The organism is Streptomyces sp. ID05-39B (assembly GCF_033794725.1).
Taxonomy (GTDB): Bacteria; Actinomycetota; Actinomycetes; order Streptomycetales; family Streptomycetaceae; genus Streptomyces; species Streptomyces bobili.
Genome location: NZ_JARGEF010000193.1, coordinates 1 through 15,952, shown reverse-complemented (window position 1 = coordinate 15,952; position 15,952 = coordinate 1). Strand labels below are relative to the sequence as shown.

General features: G+C 73.2%; 13 protein-coding genes and 1 pseudogene. 5 read left to right on the top strand and 9 right to left on the bottom strand.

Annotation, left to right across the window (positions count from 1 at the left end; genetic code table 11):
• Positions 1–414, top strand: a 414-nt coding sequence (locus P1P75_RS30815; RefSeq protein WP_319261649.1) for an NlpC/P60 family protein, incomplete at its 5' end; no start/stop codon positions are given.
• A gap of 38 nt (positions 415–452) precedes the next feature.
• Here P1P75_RS30815 and P1P75_RS30810 read toward each other — a convergent pair.
• Positions 453–626, bottom strand: a complete 174-nt coding sequence (locus tag P1P75_RS30810) for a hypothetical protein (protein WP_319261646.1) — start codon at positions 624–626, stop codon at positions 453–455.
• Between the two features lie 270 nt (positions 627–896).
• Between P1P75_RS30810 and P1P75_RS30805 the strand changes: the two genes are divergently transcribed.
• On the top strand, positions 897–1,532 hold the full coding sequence (locus P1P75_RS30805) for a class I SAM-dependent methyltransferase (RefSeq protein ID WP_319261655.1): 636 nt from the start codon (positions 897–899) through the stop codon (positions 1,530–1,532).
• Between the two features lie 32 nt (positions 1,533–1,564).
• Here the strand turns inward: P1P75_RS30805 and P1P75_RS30800 are convergent, their stop codons facing one another.
• The 7 genes from P1P75_RS30800 to rpmG form a co-directional block, all read right to left on the bottom strand.
• On the bottom strand, positions 1,565–2,143 hold the full coding sequence (locus P1P75_RS30800) for a phosphatase PAP2 family protein (RefSeq protein WP_319261643.1): 579 nt from the start codon (positions 2,141–2,143) through the stop codon (positions 1,565–1,567).
• A complete protein-coding gene (locus tag P1P75_RS30795; RefSeq protein WP_319261640.1) occupies positions 2,136–3,515 on the bottom strand; it encodes a diacylglycerol kinase family protein in 1,380 nt (459 codons plus the stop codon). The genes P1P75_RS30800 and P1P75_RS30795 overlap by 8 nt, the downstream gene beginning before the upstream one ends.
• Before the next feature lie 142 nt (positions 3,516–3,657).
• Positions 3,658–5,388, bottom strand: coding sequence for a hypothetical protein (locus tag P1P75_RS30790; RefSeq protein ID WP_319261636.1), 1,731 nt, complete (start codon positions 5,386–5,388; stop codon positions 3,658–3,660).
• Between the two features lie 175 nt (positions 5,389–5,563).
• Positions 5,564–7,651, bottom strand: coding sequence for a DUF1996 domain-containing protein (locus P1P75_RS30785; RefSeq protein WP_319261633.1), 2,088 nt, complete (start codon positions 7,649–7,651; stop codon positions 5,564–5,566).
• A gap of 193 nt (positions 7,652–7,844) precedes the next feature.
• Entirely contained in the window at positions 7,845–8,711 is an 867-nt protein-coding gene (locus P1P75_RS30780; protein ID WP_319261652.1) for a hypothetical protein, read from the bottom strand.
• A gap of 454 nt (positions 8,712–9,165) precedes the next feature.
• The gene (ykgO, locus tag P1P75_RS30775) at positions 9,166–9,288 is read right to left on the bottom strand and encodes a type B 50S ribosomal protein L36 (RefSeq protein WP_086773554.1); all 123 of its coding nucleotides are present in this window, start codon (positions 9,286–9,288) and stop codon (positions 9,166–9,168) included.
• Between the two features lie 194 nt (positions 9,289–9,482).
• Positions 9,483–9,647 (bottom strand): 50S ribosomal protein L33, encoded by a 165-nt coding sequence (gene rpmG, locus P1P75_RS30770; RefSeq protein ID WP_086773553.1) that lies wholly within the window; start codon positions 9,645–9,647, stop codon positions 9,483–9,485.
• Between the two features lie 163 nt (positions 9,648–9,810).
• Here rpmG and P1P75_RS30765 point away from each other — a divergent pair, with 163 nt between their 5' ends.
• The 3 genes from P1P75_RS30765 to P1P75_RS30755 all read left to right on the top strand — a co-directional run bounded on the left by P1P75_RS30765 (position 9,811) and on the right by P1P75_RS30755 (position 15,106).
• Positions 9,811–10,485 carry a lipoprotein gene (locus P1P75_RS30765; protein ID WP_319261630.1) on the top strand — a complete coding sequence of 225 codons (675 nt, stop codon included), beginning with the start codon at positions 9,811–9,813 and terminating at the stop codon, positions 10,483–10,485.
• 373 nt (positions 10,486–10,858) lie between these two features.
• Positions 10,859–13,552 (top strand): SpoIIE family protein phosphatase, encoded by a 2,694-nt coding sequence (locus tag P1P75_RS30760; protein WP_319261627.1) that lies wholly within the window; start codon positions 10,859–10,861, stop codon positions 13,550–13,552.
• Positions 13,553–13,741: 189 nt separating this feature from the next.
• Positions 13,742–15,106, top strand: coding sequence for an FAD-dependent oxidoreductase (locus P1P75_RS30755; protein ID WP_319261625.1), 1,365 nt, complete (start codon positions 13,742–13,744; stop codon positions 15,104–15,106).
• A 133-nt stretch (positions 15,107–15,239) separates the two neighbouring features.
• On the opposite strand, the pseudogene P1P75_RS30750 reads toward P1P75_RS30755, so the two are convergent.
• Positions 15,240–15,952: pseudogene (locus P1P75_RS30750) on the bottom strand (serine/threonine protein kinase); the annotation flags it as partial.

Sequence of the window (15,952 nt, the reverse complement as noted above, 5' to 3'; positions counted from 1 at the left end):
GCTCCCGCCCCGTCCCCGCTCGGCCTCACCGGCCACGCGAGCGGAACCGGCTACCTCGGCAAGGCGGACAAGGCGCTCGCCTTCGCCCGCGCCCAGATCGGGCGGCCGTGCGTGTCGGGTGCCACGGGGCCGGAGTCGTACGACTGCTCCAGCCTCACGCAGGCCGCCTGGCGGGCCGCGGGGGTGACGCTGCCGCGGACGGCGCTCGACCAGGCTCGGGACTTCACCCGGGTCGACCTGGAGGAGCTGCGCCCCGGTGACCTGGTCTTCTTCTTCGACGACCTGAGCCACACCGGTCTGTGCACGGGCAACGGCATGATGATCCACGCTCCGGGCCCCGGCGCCGCCATCCGCGAGGACTCGGTCCACGCCCTCGGCGAGGGCGCACTGCGCGGAGCGGTACGACCCGCCTGAGGCCGCCCATCCCGGTCACCCGGTGTGACGAAGATCGCTCAACGCACGCCCGAGTTCGCCCGCATCTGCTCGCGGCGGGCGTTGTTGCAGGCACGCAGAAGGTGCTTCGAGACCGGGCACGGCACGGCGTCGAAGTGGCACTGCCGACACGTGCGGGCGTGCTCCTCATACGTGGCACGGGCCTGTTGCAGGGCTTCCTCGGGCGAGGTCATCGGGGGTCCTCCGAAGGGAACGAACGGTCGCGGAGCATGGAGCTACTGGCCAGTAGCTCCACTCAGAGGAGAGTGGACCATGTTACTGACGGTAGTGGAAACTCGGATTCCGGCCGCTTCCGGGAACCGCCCCGCTCGCGCCCGGCCCGAGGGCCTCTCCTTTGGATTCATGCCGGGCTCGATCCGAACGAGAGGCCCTAGACTGAGGCGCCGTCAGGGCCGCGCGGGCGCGGGACCTGCCCACCACGACGGGAGGCCGACGTGACCGAGGTGACCGGCGAGGACGAGAAGCGACGCGCGGCGGCGGTGTTCGACGCACTGGGATCCGGATACGAGAAGGCGTTCGCGCACTCGGAGGCCCACCACCGGTCGCTGCGGTGGCTGCTCGGGCGGCTCCCGCCGGGCAGCCGGGTACTGGACGTGGGCAGCGGTACGGGCCGCCCGACGGCCGAGACCCTGGCAGGGGCCGGACACGATGTGCTGGGCGTCGACGTCTCCCCCGTCATGGTCGCTCTCGCCACCCGGCAGGTCCCCGAGGCGACGTTCCGGTGCCTGGACGTACGCGAACTGCCGCTGGAGGATGGCTCGTTCCACGCGATCTGCGTGTACTTCTCCCTGCTCCAGCTGGACCGGGCGCAGCAGAGCGCTCTGGTCGCCCGGCTGGCGCGCGCCCTGCTGCCGGGGGGCAGCCTCGTCCTCGCCACCGTGCCGCTGGACGTGGAGGGCGTGGACGCGGTGTTCATGGGGCAGCCGGTGCGGGTCACCAGCTACGCCCGCGACGAGCTCGTCGAGATGGTGACCGACGCGGGGCTGACGGTGCTCTCCGAGGAGAACCTGCTGTTCACCCCCGACCACCCCGAGGCCGTACCCGAGCCGCACGTCTTCCTTCACTGCGGGCGGGAGTAGCGGGCGCCGGTTCTGGCCCGGCGCCCCCTTCCTCAGCCGTCCAGCCGGGCCGCCGCCGCCAGCACCAGGGCCGCCGATCCGGTCCCGAGGAGCGCGCCCGCCACGACGTCGCCCGGGTAGTGCACGCCGGTGTGGACGCGTGAGTAGCCCACCGCGCAGGCGAGCAGGCCCAGCGGGACGGCGGCGACGGGGAACGCCGGGCCGACGGCCGCCGCGAAGGCGACGGCCGAGGCGGTGTGCCCGGACGGGAACGACGCGGAGTCCGGCATCGGGACGTGCCGGCCCGGGAACGGCGAGTCGACGGCACGGTGCGGGCGCGGCCGGCGCACGAGGCGCTTGCCGAGCAGGTTGGCGCCGGCCGAGGCCACCCCGACGGCCGCGACGCCCAGGGCGGCCGCACGCCGGGACCGGCCGCCGCGCAGCGCGAGCGCGGCGGCGACGGCGAAGGACAGCTTGGAGTGGTCCGCCGCCGCGGACAGCCGGCGCAGGGCGGTGTCCAGGGTGGGGGTCCTGGTCACGGTGACCGCCTCGTACAGCGCCTGATCGAGCGTGGCGAGGTCACGGACCAGGTGCAGCATGCGGACGCGTGGCTCGGTTCGGCGGTCAGACATCGTGCGTCTCCTGGGTCGTACGGGGGTCGGTGCGGCCGATGGCGAGGGCGACGATGCGCCGCCAGTCGACGGTCGGGGGCGCGTAGGGGGCGCCCGGACGGTGGCGCGGGACCCGGACCCGGAGCGCGCCGCGCCGCAGCGTGCACACGACCGGGACGGGCAGGTCGAGCGCCTCGCCGTCGACGGCCACCGGAATGTGTCGCTCGGGTGCCTCCACGGTGACCCGGCGGGACGTCACGGAGGTGATTCCGCTGGCGCGTTCGCCGAGCAGGAGCAGTTCGGCGGCCTGCCCCGGGCCCTCCACCCGGATGCCGACGACGCCGAGCTGTCCGGTGTCCAGACGGGGACGCCGGCCGCCGCCGAGCGGGTCGGCGCGGGCGTAGGGGTTGTTGCTGACGAGGAGGGCCTGCGGGGCGTACAGGTGGACGCTGTCGGTGTGGACGTCAAGGACGGTGCCGCCCTCGCCCGCGAGCAGGTCGGGCAGGTGCTCCAGGGCGGTGGCGGCCTTGGCGTCGCGGTACTCCGGGCTCTGCACTATCTCCGCGTACGCCCCGAAGGACACCGTGTTGACGAAGGGCCGCCCGCCGACGTCGCCGAGGTCGACGCGGAGTTCCACGCCGTCGGTGAGGGCCTCCAGGCCGCGCACCGGGTCGGCGCGGTCCAGGCCCAGGTCCATCGCGAAGTGGTTGCGGGTGCCCGCGGCGATCACCAGGAAGGGCAGTCCGTGGTCGGCGGCCACGGAGGCCACGAGCGCCTGGGTTCCGTCGCCGCCCGCGACGCCGAGAAGGTCGGCGCCCTCGGCCACGGCCTGCCGGGCCACCTTCACGGGGTCGGGGTAGGTGTCCGGGCCGAGCACGATCACCCGGGCGCCGAGCGCCTCGGCGCGCTTGACGAGGTCGAACTTCTCGACCTTCCCGCCACCCGACCGCACGTTCATCAGCAGGACCGGCCGCTTCGGGGCCGGGGCCTTGCGGGTGTGCATGCCGCGCGGGCGGCGCAGATTGCGCAGTGCGGAGCGGGCCGAGGCGAGCGCCGCCGCCCACAGGGCGACCGCGCCCGCGGCCACGATCCACAGCCCGGACGCGGCGTAGAGAACCAGTACGCCCACGGGCGCGGCCACGGCGAGCAGGCCGCCCAGCAGCCGGGCGCCGCCACGGTGCGCGAGCATCCACCAGACGCCCGCCCCGGCCAGCGCGAGCCCGGCGAACCCGGCGAGCAGGATCAGCCACCCGCCGGAGTCGAAGCCGGAGAAGACGACGGCGACGCAGCCGGCGACCAGCGCCAGGGCGAGCCGTGCCCAGCCGCGGGCGCGGCCGATCCCGCTGTGGGGCCGGCTCCCGCCCGTCGTTGTCTTCGTGCGTGTCTCGTTCACCCTGCGCCCACCATGGTCCGAGGTCCCCCTGTTCCGCGTGGCCCGCGCCATCGCCCTCCCGTCCGCCCGGACGTCCTGGTTCCGCCTCCTGCGTCCATCGTGGGGACGGGGGGGCGGCTCGGCATCCCGGGCGGGTGGTCGGTCAATTGTCCATGCCGCAGCAGCCGCTCGTGCTCCGGGCCCCGGCCGCGGTGTCGAGACGGCAGAAGCAGGACGCCTCGACGGGTACGTCCGTCAGCGCGGCGGCGAACCTCAGCTGCTGGGCGATGATCCGCGCCTCTCCTTCCTTGCCCAGCCGGACGAGGCATTCGTGGAGTCCGTGCAGGGACCAGACGTTGCCGGGGTGCTGGGAGGAGCGGGGCAGCGAGTCGTCGAGGCCCAGGTCGGCGCGGTAGACCGCCTCCGCCTCGGCGATCCGGCCCTGTTCCAGGAGCAGGGCGCCGTAGGCGTGCCGGGTGGGCTGCATCCAGCCCCAGGGCTCGTCGTAGGGAAGGTTGTCGTCGAGCTCGATGGAGCGTTCCAGGGCGGCGAACGCGGCCTCGTGGCGCCCTTTTCGGTACTCCAGTTCGCCGTCGAGCATGGCGGCGGCGATGGCGAGGATGTCGGCGCAGGTGTTGTTGAACAGCATGCGGGTCTGCGGGACCCGGGCGACGGCCGCCCGCAGCAGCGTGCGCTCGGCCTCCGCCTCGGGGACCCGGCCGGTCGCGGAGAGGGCGACGCCGCGGGCGTAGTGCCGCATCGCGGTCGTCGTGCTGTACAGCCGCGGGTCGGCGGGCGCCGGCAGCTGCAGGATGTCGTCCCAGCGGCCGAAGCGGATCAGCACATGGACCCGCATCGCGAGGAAGGCCTCCAGCCAGTCCGCCATGGGCGGGCTCTCCACCCGCAGCAGTTCCTCCGGCAGGCACTCCTCCAGCCGGTCGGCGGCCTCCAGGGCGACCTGCGACCGGCCGAGGAACATCGCGCCGTAGATCCTGAAGTGGTGGTTGTGGGCGCGGTAGAGGGTGTAGAAGTTCATCGCGCCGGAACGGGCCACGTACTTCTCGTCGGCGGCGATCGCCCGCGTGTTGTCCGACACCACCGCCCGGTAGTCGCCGCACAGCACCTCCAGGTGCGAGGGCATGTGCTGGAGGTGGCCGGCGTCCGGCACCAGGTCGCGCAGCCGGTCGGCGGCGGCCAGGGCCGCCTCGGGGATCGGGGACATCTCCATCAGGTGGATGTGGAAGTGCAGCAGGCCGGGATGACGGCGCCCGGCCTCCGTGGCGAGCGCCGCGTCGAGCACCGCCCGCGCCTCGCGGGTACGCGCGCCCTCAGCGGGTTCGCCCGTGCCCAGGTCCCACAGCTGCCAGGGCGTCAGGTTCATCAGCGCGTCGGCGTACAGGGCGGCCACGTCGAGGTCGTCGGGGGCCAGGGCGTGGACGGCGGCCATGGCGTCGGCGTAGGGCTCGTTCCACACCGAGCAGTCCGCGGCGGGCCGTTCCTGCGGGTAGCGGGCGCGCAGGGCACCGATCAGGGCGCGTTCGACGGGGGTGGCGGCGGCTACGGCCTTGTCGTGGGCGAGTTCCACGGCGGCGTGCGTGCGCTCCACGGTTTGCGCGAGGTCCTGGTCGTCGAAGAACTCCCAGGGTTTGTTGTAGTTGGGGCCGAGCGCGTAGGCGATGCCCCAGTGGGCCATCGCACAGTCCGGGTCGGCACGGACGGCGCGCTCGAAGCAGGCGACGGCCTCCTCGTGGTGGAAGGCGTACGACCAGACCAGGCCGCGGTCGAACCAGCGCTGCGCCTCGGCGGAGGAGGTGGTGACCGTACGGCGGTGACCGCCGAGGTCGTAGTACTCCAGGTCCGTACCCGTGTCGGTGTGCGTGTGCGTGTGCTGCATGGGGCTCCCCTGGTCGCACGGCCGCCCCGCCGGTCCGGGGCCGGTGCCGCCCGGAGCGACCTGTGCGGTCACTCCGAGCGACATATACCGTGCGGTCCGGTGGCGGGGCGGTCACTCGCGTCAGGGAGCACCCGTTCGTGCCCGTGCGCGGGGGTTGCCTCAGGTGGGAACCGGGTTACGAACTCCTCGCCGAACGGCGCAGGACCACGAACCCGCCGATCAGCAGCAGCGCGCCCGCGGCCGCCGGCCACAGGTTGGCGCCGGTCTCGGCCAGGCCGCCCTGGGCCTGCGGTGCGGGCACGACGGCCGGCGTGTCACCCGCGTCGGCCGCGACCGGGCTCTGGTCCGGGGCCGGGTTCTCGTTCTGGTTCTGGTTCTGGTTCTGGTTCTGGTTCTGGTTCGGAGCCTCGTCCGGGTCCGCCGTCGCGGGGGTGCCGATCTCGCCCTTGGCGCCGGTGTCCTTGGCCGGGGTGTCCTTGGCCGGGTTCTCCGCCGCCGGCTCGGTCGCCTTGGCGCTCGGCTTCGTGTAGGCGCGGGGCTCGGCGGTACGGGGGGTGTCGGCTGAGCCGGCGCCGCCCGCTGCGGGCTCGGTCCGGGGCTCCTCGGGGTTCTGGGCCGGGGGCTGCTCCTGGCCCTGGTCCTGGTCCTGGCCCTGGTCCTGGTCCTGGTCCTGGTCCTGGCCGGGCTGGTCCGCGCCGCCGCCGTTGTCGCCACCGCCGTTGTCACCACCAGCGTTGTCGCCGCCGCCGTTGTCGCCACCGCCGTTGTCGCCGCCGCCGTTGGCACCACCGGCGCCGCAGGTGCGACCCTCGTTGATGCAGTCGACCATCTCGTTCATCAGGTTCTCGTCGAAGACGTTGATGAAGTCGCCGTGGTCGGTGACCGGCTTGTGCAGCTGCTCGGGGAAGGAGTCCACCGCGAACAGCGGCGTCGTACGGCCGCCGTCCTGGAGGCTCGGCGCGTCGACGTCGTAGACGATGCGCTGCACCAGCTGCGGAATGGCCTTGAAGCCGGCCGGGCAGCTGCCGTCGGCCGCCGCGAACGCCACGTGCGTGCGGTGGTTGGCGCTGTCGGTGTTGTTGCCGTCCCAGCAGCTCTGGAAGCTGAACGCACGCACGACGTCACTGCCGTTCGGGCAGAGCGGGTACTTGTCCTTCAGCTGCCGGTCCTCGAATCCGGTGCAGCTCCAGGAGGCGTTGGCGTTGGCCGTGCCGTTGACGAAGGCCTTGGCGTCCCCGGTGATGATGCGCAGCAGCCGGGGCATGGCCGTGACCTCGGAGCGCGGGTTGCCCACGAAGGTCAGCGTGACCTCCTTGGGCGTGACGATCTCGCCCGCGTTGCCTTCGATGCCGCCGCCGGGCGACTGGGCGTCCTGCTCCTGGGTGCCGTTCTGCAGTCGTAGCACGGGCCAGTAGTAGGTGGACCTGTCGCCCTGGTCGACACAGGTGGTCTCGCCGTTGGCGAGGTCGTCGTCCGAGGCGAAGGCGTCGTTGGCCTGGTTGCCGACGTAGTCGTGGAAGTGGTGGGCGCCATTGGTGACACCCGGCGCGGCGATCACGTTGTCGGAGTTGAACAGGCCGTTGGCGTTGACGCCGCAGCTGGTGGCGAAGGTGCCCTGGGAGGGGCCGGCGCCGGGGTCGGCGGCCTGCTGGGCGGGCTGCACGGTGGTGATGTCGACGAAGTCGGCTGCCACGGGACCGTTACCCGCCTGCCCGCCGTTGCCTCCGCCGCCCTGCTGGCCGTCACCTGCGCCGCCGTCGTCCTGCTGCCCGTCTCCGCCCTGCTGACCGTCGCCCTGGTTCTGACCGTCGCCCTGGTTCTGACCGTCGCCCTGGTTCTGGCCGTCGCCCTGGTTCTGGCCGTCTCCGCCGTTGCCCCCGGCTTCCTCGCCCGCGTTGTCGTCAGCGGTGCGCAGGGTGCAGGCGGCGAGGTCGGAGAGGCCCTCCGGGCGGTCGGCCACACGGTCGATGGCGATGCCGATGCGCTCGAGGGTCGCGGCGCGCTTCTCCTTCAACGGGTTCATCACCGCGTTGTCGGCGAAGCCGGCGTCCTCGCGCACGGCCTGGGCCGAACCCTGGAGTTGCTGGTAGGCCGCGGCCACCTGCTGGTCGAGCTGGGCGAGTTCGCGGTCCACCTCCTCGCCCGCGCCGTCCGGAACCGAGGTCAGCCGACTGCCCACGTCCGGACAGTCGATGGTGACGGAACCGGAGGTCCAGGGCCCTTGGTCGTCCTCGGTGGCGGAGGCGTAGACATTCGCGGCCATCAACCCTCCGCCGCCGAGCATCAGCGCGACCGCGGCGAACGTCGCTCGTCGTCCGCCCGTCGGGCGCCTGCGCCTTGTGTGTCCCACGAAGTGCTCCAAAACGTCGTCGGCGGCCAGGACATGAGATCCCCGCGGCTCTATACGCAGCCGGAGTCAGGAGTGTTCAACCGCCCCACGGATTCATGGGAGTTTCTCAGATATCCACGTTTAGCCCGGCGTCGGCCCTGACTGACGGCATCTCGGCGGCGGACGGGGCACCAACGGAGGGGAGAGCGACGGCCGGGGCACCGACGGACGAAGCGGCCTGAGCACCGGCATCCGGGGCGGCCACGCCGCCCGGTCCGGCCGGTCCCGACCGCTTGGGCCACTTGGGCCGCTTGGGCCGCTTGGGCCGGCGCAGGAGGCTGCGTGGATCGGGGAGCCAGGCGGGGCGCCGGCCGTGCAGCAGACCCAGGACGATCGCGGCCGCGACCGCGACCAGGTGTTCGCGGCCGGCCAGGTTGGGCTTGGCGATCGACTCCCACACCATCGAGCCGCCCGTGAGCAGGAAGACGACGGGGGCGCGCCGGACGACGGAGATATAGGTGAACAGGCCGACGACGGCGGCGGACGGGCCCGTGTCGAGCACCTGCCCCGCCTCGGGCGGGAGGCCGAACCCCCACCGGTCCGGGCCCGCCAAGATCATCACTCGGGCGCTGAGGGTGCCGGCCAGCGTGGTCGCGTAGGCGACGGCCAGCGTGCGGGCCCGGCCGAGGCTGTTCTCGGCCAGCGCGAAGGCGAGGAACAGCTGCGTGATGCCGGCCCAGACCGGCAGGTCGAGCGCGGGGACGTACAGCGAGACCGGGGTACGCAGCAGGGCCAGCCAGAGGGGCAGGTCTCCCTGGACTCCGCCGACGGCCCGGACGACGTCCGCCCCGGCTGGCCGCTGGGCGAGGGCGTGGAAGAAGATGACGCCCCCGACGGCGACACCGGCGAGCAGCAGCCCGGCGGGGCCGCGCCGCAGCAGTCGCCGTACCGGGTCGACGAAGATGGTGCGGCCCTCGTTGCGGAGTGTGCGCAGGGCGAAGGCGCCGACGCGGGCCGGGGGGCCCGGCGCCCTGTCGCGCACGGCACGGCCCTCGCCGGCCGCACCGCGCCGTTCCTCCGCTGGTCGCACGATCGTCACGCTCTTCCCCACCGCTCGCCGCACGCGGGGAACGCACGGCCGTGTCCTGCACCCGGCGCGCGGTGCCGGCCCGGTCGGCCGGACCCGCGCGCCGGGTCTTACGTCCATAGAGACGCCAGGAATGCCTGCGGGGATCACTCCGGTGCTGTGATCAGGAAGAACGCCGGACGCACCCCTCGCGTGGCAAGGGGTGCGGCGGCCCCGGCCGGATCGGACACGGGGGAAGTCGGCGCCGGCCGGGAGCGGCCCGGATTCCCTGGGGAACCGGCCGCTCCCCCACCGTAGGACGGCCGCGCGCCCCCCGCCCGGCGGGTGGGCAGGGCGGGTGAGCGCGGCGGCTGCGGGGTTCTCAGCCCTGGCGGGCCTTGAAGCGGGGCTCCTTCTTGTTGATGACGAAGGTGACTCCCTTCCGGCGCACGATCTGGGCTCCGGGCTTGGACTTCAGGGATCGCAGGGAATTGCGCACCTTCATGACTGCCTCCTCTACTGCACCTTCGGCCGGTGTTGCACCTTCGGCCGACTCCAGGGGACCGGCCCTCTTCGGGCCGGCAGGCACTGTGACGCCGACGCTGCTGCGCTCGGCGCCGTGGCGTCGGCGCTGCTGCGCTCGGCAGCGTGACTCCGACGCTCCTCCCGTCAGCGCTCCTCCCCTCAGCGCTCCTCCCCTCAGCGCTCCTCGCGGAACGTGACGTGCCGTCCGGCGACGGAGTCGTACTTGCGCAGGACCAGGCGGTCGGCGTCGTTGCGGCGGTTCTTGCGGGTCGTGTAGGTCGCGCCGGTACCGGCGGTGGACCTCAGGGTGACGACGGGGCGTGCCGTGCTGCGTGCCATGGGGCCTCCTTTCACCGGCATCGCACTCATTGAGCGGTGCATGCCAGCCGAGGTCTGCAACAGCGAAAAGGGCGAGGTCATTCCCGCGCCCCTCGGTTACAGTGCTCCGCCGGTATCGAACGAGAAACCGGTTTCGAGCAGAGGGCCAGAGGGAGAGACAGCGGTGCGCTTCGGGGTGGGGAACGGCTGGCGGGGGCTGGCGGCGGCGGTGTTGCTGACGGGGATGGCGGTGGGGTGCGGCGAGTCGGGGGAGGACTCCGGTTCGGCCGGTGGCAAGGCGTCGGCCACCGCCGAGGCCGCGGCGCGCGGGGGGAGCATCGGGGCCGCCGGTTCGGCCTGTGAGCTTCCCGTCACCTTCGACATCGCCGAGTTCTGGGAGGCGGAGGGCGTCGACGCGGCCGACCAGGAGATCGACACCGGCGACGCGGCGGCCGACGCGATCGGCGAAGCGCTCGTCGACCTGCTGCGGCAGGGCCCGGTCACCATGGTGTGCGAGATCGACGCCAAGCCGGCCGGAAAGCTCGGCTTCCTGCGGGTGTGGACGGGTGAGCCGGGCGACGCGGAGACCCGCACCGTGCTGGAGGGCTTCGTGGGCGCCGAGAAGACGGCGAGCGGGGAGAAGTACCGCGCCTTCACCTCCGGCTCCTTCTCCGGTACCGAGGTGGAGTACACGACGACGAGCGCGCTGCTGGAGGAGACGAAGAAGGAGCGCGCCCTCGCCGTGAGCACGCCCGACGGCCCGGTCGTCATCCACCTCGGGGGCATGGACACCGAGGAGCACGAGGCCATGCTGCCCGCCTTCGAACTGGCCAAGAGCACGCTGAAGGCGACTGCCTGACCGAGCCCGACCTGGCCGGACCGCGGACGGCGAGCAGCGCGGCCGGTCACCCCGGACGGGCCGGGTCAGCCGCCGCGCCTGGCCGTCTTTCCCGCGCACGCCCGCGCGCTGCGGGCCGCAGGGTCCGCCGCCTCGTAGCCGGCGCCGGCGCCGTCGCCGCCTTCCGGGGGGCGTTCGCCCGTCGCCGTCGCCACCGCGCCACCCCGACGGACGTACGCAGGTCACGAAGCTGCCGCAAGGGGCCGGGGGCCCGGCCTCACCGCGACCACCGCCGAGGGGCCGTCCGGGCGCACAGCCCGTCCGGGGGCGCCGGGGTCCGTCGCAACGCGTAACGCCCCTCGCCTGACGGGGCCCGGCAGTGTAGACATGGCACATGGTCCGACTCCTGGGGCGATCGGGTACCCGGCCGGCCCGTCGTCCCCGGGGCCCGCTGGTGCGGCGCACGCCCGAGACCACGCTCGGCGGGCGCAGCCTCGCCGCGCAGGTGTTCGTCCTTCAAGTGGTCGTCGTCCTGCTGCTCGGCGTGGCGGCGGTCGTCGCCCTGGTGCTCCAGGCACGGCACGACACCACCCAGGAGGCCCGCAACCGCTCCCTCGCCGTCGCGGAGACCTTCGCCAACTCGCCGGGCATGCCGGCGGCGCTGAGCAGCCCCGATCCGACGGCCGTGCTCCAGCCGCGCGCGGAGGCCGCCCGCGAGGCGGCGGACGTGGACTTCATCGTCGTCATGAACACCGACGGCATCCGCTACACCCACCCCAGACAGGACCGTATCGGCAAGCAGTTCGTCGGCACGCTGGCCCCGGCGCAGGCCGGCGGGACGGTGGTCGAGGAGGTCGACGGCACCATCGGACGGCTCGTACAGGCCGTGGTGCCCGTGAAGGACCCCGACGGCCGGGTCGTCGGACTGGTGTCGGCCGGCATCACCACAGAGCACGTCGGCGGGAACGCCAACCGTCAGCTGCCGCTGGTGCTGAGCACGACCGTGGCGGCCCTCCTCCTGGCCACCGCGGGCACGGCACTGGTCAGCCGCCGCCTGCTGCGCCAGACCCACGGCCTGGGCCCGCACGAGATGACCCGGATGTACGAGCACCACGACGCGGTCCTGCACGCCGTGCGCGAAGGGGTGATCATCGTCGGCGGCGAGGGCGAGCTGCTCCTCGCCAACGACGAGGCCCACCGGCTGCTGGACCTGCCGCCGGACGCCGAGCTCCGCAAGGTGTTCGACCTGGGCCTGGACTCCGACACCGCCGAACTGCTCGCCTCCGGGCGGATGGCGACGGACGAGGTGCACCTGGTCGGGGACCGGCTGCTGGCGATCAACCAGCGGCCCACAGACCTCGCGGGCGGACCGGCCGGCAGCGTCGCCACCCTGCGTGACTCGACGGAGCTGCGCGCCCTGTCCGGCCGGGCGGAGGCGGCGCGCGAGCGACTGGACATGCTGTACGCGGCCGGAGTGGGCATCGGGACGAGCCTGGACGTGACGCGGACCGCCGAGGAACTGGCGGAGCTGGCCGTGCCCCGGTTCGCCGACTTCGTCTGCGTCGACCTCTTCGACGCCGTGCTGGCGGGTGAGGAACCGGAGGCGAGGGGCGCCCTGCGGCGCACGGCGCTGAGCGCGATCCGCAAGGGCGCGCCGCTGTACGCGGTGGGCGAGCAGATCACGTTCGTGGAGTCGTCCCCGCAGTCCCGCAGCCTGGCCCAGGGCCGGCCCGTCCTGGAGGCCCGGCTCGCCGAGTCGCCGGGCTGGCGGGCGCAGGACCTGGAGCGGACCGAGCAGGTGGTGGAGTTCGGGATCCACTCGCTGATCACCGTGCCCGTGCGGGCCGGGGCCCTGGTGCTGGGCGTGGTCAGCTTCTGGCGTTCGGAGCGGCCCGAGCCCTTCGACCCGGAGGAGGTGGCCCTCGCCGAGGAGCTGGTGGCGCGGGCCGCGGTCTCCATCGACAACGCGCGCCGCTTCACCCGTGAACACGGCATGGCCGTCACCCTCCAGCGGAGCCTGCTGCCGCGCACCCTGCCCGAGCAGGGCGCCCTGGACATCGCCTACCGCTATCTGCCCGCGCAGGCGGGCGTCGGCGGCGACTGGTTCGACGTACTGCCGCTGTCGGGGGCCCGCGTCGCGCTGGTCGTCGGGGACGTCGTCGGGCACGGGCTGCACGCCGCGGCCACCATGGGGCGGCTGCGCACCGCCGTCCACAACTTCTCCGCCCTGGACCTGCCGCCGGAGGAACTTCTCGTACTGCTCGACGAGATGGTCAGCCGCATCGACCAGGACGAGACGGCCGACGGCACCAGCGCGCCGGTGGCGGGGGCGACCTGCCTGTACGCCATCTACGACCCGGTGTCCCGGCGCTGCGCCGTGGCACGGGCCGGCCATCCGCCGCCCGCGCTGGTCCACCCCGACGGGCGGGTGGAGTTCCTGGAGGTGCCCGCGGGGCTGCCGCTGGGGCTCGGCGGGCTGCCGTTCGAGACGGCCGAGGTGGAGCTGGCGGAGGGCAGCCGGCTGGTGCTGTACACCGACGGGCTGGTGGAGGACCGCAAGCAGGACATCGACACCGGTCTGGAACGGCTGCGCACCGCGCTCGGCCGCGGTGACGGCTCGCCCGAGGAGACCTGCCGGGTGGTCCTGGAGTCGCTGCTGCCGGCCCGCCCGAACGACGACATCGCCCTGATCGTGGCCCGCACCCGGGCGCTCGGCACGGACCAGGTCGCCGAGTGGGACGTGCCGGTGGACCCGGCCGCCGTCGGCGAGGTACGGGCGGCGGTGGCCCGGCAGCTGGCGCGCTGGGACCTGGAGGACCTGTCGTTCACGACGGAGCTGATCCTCAGCGAGCTGGTCACCAACGCGATCCGGTACGGCAGCCCGCCCGTCCGGGTGCGGCTGCTGCGGGACCGCACGCTGATCTGCGAGGTCTCCGACAGCAGCAACACCTCGCCGCATCTGCGGTACGCGGCCATGACGGACGAGGGCGGGCGCGGGCTGTTCCTGGTCGCCCAGCTGACGGACCGGTGGGGCACCCGCTACACGCCGACGGGCAAGGTGATCTGGGCGGAGCAGTCGCTGCCCTGAGCGCGCTCCGCAGAGCCCCCGAGGGCCGGCCGAAGGGGTCGCACGACGCCCGCGCCGAACCACGCCAACCCTCCGCGGCTCATAAATGACGCTTATGGGCTCATAGACCGGACCCGCGTACCGAGTAAGGTTTGCCTTAGTTTAGGCTTCCCCCGAGTCGATCTGTCGCCGCTCGAAGGGAACCTGATCATGCCCCGCCCCCTGCGGGTAGCCATCGTCGGAGCCGGCCCCGCCGGGATCTACGCCGCCGACGCGCTGCTCAAGTCGGATGTGGCCACCGAGCCCGGTGTCTCCATCGACCTCTTCGAGCGCATGCCGGCCCCGTTCGGTCTGATCCGGTACGGCGTCGCCCCCGACCACCCCCGGATCAAGGGCATCATCACCGCCCTGCACCAGGTCCTCGACAAGCCGCAGATCCGTCTCTTCGGCAACGTCGACTACCCGGCCGACCTGAACCTGGACGACCTGCGCGCCTTCTACGACGCCGTGATCTTCTCGACCGGCGCGATGGCCGACCGCGAGATGTCGATCCCGGGCATCGAACTCGACGGCTCCTACGGCGCCGCCGACTTCGTGTCCTGGTACGACGGTCACCCGGACGTGCCGCGCACCTGGCCGCTGGAGGCGGAGAAGGTCGCCGTCCTCGGCGTCGGCAACGTCGCCCTGGACGTGGCCCGCATCCTCGCCAAGACGGCCGACGAACTGCTGCCGACCGAGATCCCGCCGAACGTCCACGAGGGCCTCAAGGCCAACAAGGCGCTGGAGGTCCACGTCTTCGGGCGCCGCGGCCCGGCCCAGGCGAAGTTCTCCCCGATGGAGCTGCGGGAACTGGACCACTCCCCCAACATCGAGGTCATCGTCGACCCCGAGGACATCGACTACGACGAGGGCTCGATCGCCACCCGGCGCGGCAACAAGCAGGCCGACATGGTCGCCAAGACCCTGGAGAACTGGGCGATCCGCGACGCCGGCGACCGTCCGCACAAACTGTTCCTGCACTTCTTCGAGTCGCCCTCGGAGATCCTCGGCGAGGACGGCAAGGTCGTGGGCCTGCGCACCGAGCGCACCGCCCTCGACGGCACCGGCAACGTCAAGGGCACCGGCGAGTTCAAGGACTTCGACGTCACGGCCGTCTACCGCGCCGTCGGCTACCTGTCCGAGAAGCTGCCGAAGCTGCCCTGGGACCTCGACTCGGGCACGGTCCCGGACAAGGGCGGCCGGGTCATCGAGGAGAGCGGCGCGCACCTCCGGTCGACGTACGTCACCGGCTGGATCCGGCGCGGTCCGGTCGGTCTGATCGGCCACACCAAGGGCGACGCCAACGAGACGGTGTCGAACCTGCTGGACGACTTCGCGAACGGCCGTCTCCAGACGCCGGACTCACCCGAGCCGGAGGCGGTGGACGCGTTCCTCGCCGAGCGGGACGTCCGCTTCACCACCTGGGAGGGCTGGTACAAGCTGGACGCCGCGGAGAAGGCGCTGGGCGAGCCGCAGGGCCGCGAGCGCGTGAAACTCGTCGAGCGCGAGGACATGCTCCGCGAGAGCGGCGCCTGACCGGCCGCCGAGGCGGCGCGCAACCGCTGTCGGGAAGGGCCCGTGGACTGCCGTCCGCGGGCCCTTCCGGCGTCGCGGCGGGCCGCGCGCAGAGGCGGACCCGTCGGGTGACGGGCGGCGCCCGTGCGAGAGGTCAGCCCTCGTCGCGCGGGTAGGTCTCGATGACCTCGCCGCGGGCGTTGGCCTGCAAGTGGGCGCTGCCGTACTCGTCGGAGAGGTAGACGCTCATCGTCGGGTCGCTGTCGAGGGTCGTGGAGGCCGGGCTGACGATCAGGTAGCGGCTCGTCGGGGCCGGGATGCCGAGGGTGCGGGCGGCCTTGGTGAGCAGCGCGGGCACGGCGTCCCAGGCGAAGCCCTTCATGTCGACGGGGACCGTGCCCGGCGTCATGGTGCCGCCGGGTCCGAACTTCACCGCCACGTCCGCGCCCCGGTAGATGTAGCGGTCGTACAGCTTGGGACGGCCGGGGACGGGGCCGGTGGCGATGGCGTACTCCCCGTACACGACCAGGCTGTCGACCTTCGAGCCGCCCATCGCGTCGGTCAGCTTCGCCACGACCTTGTGCAGGCCCTCCGCGCTGAGGAGGTCGACGGGGTCGCCGGTGGTGTCCACGGGTGAGGCGCTGGGGGACGCGTCGGCGGAGGCCGTCGTCCCGGTGGACCCGGAGGCCGTGCCGCGTGGCGCGGCCGTGCGATCGTTCCCCTCGCCCCCGTCCGGGAGCAGCGTCCACACGAGCACGCCGGTGAGCGCCGCCGCCGCCGTGGCCAGGGCCGCCGTACGGGCCCGGCGCGGCGGCGCGGCGCTCACCGGCGTGCTCGTGTGGACGCTGCTCCCGGACGGGGGCGAGG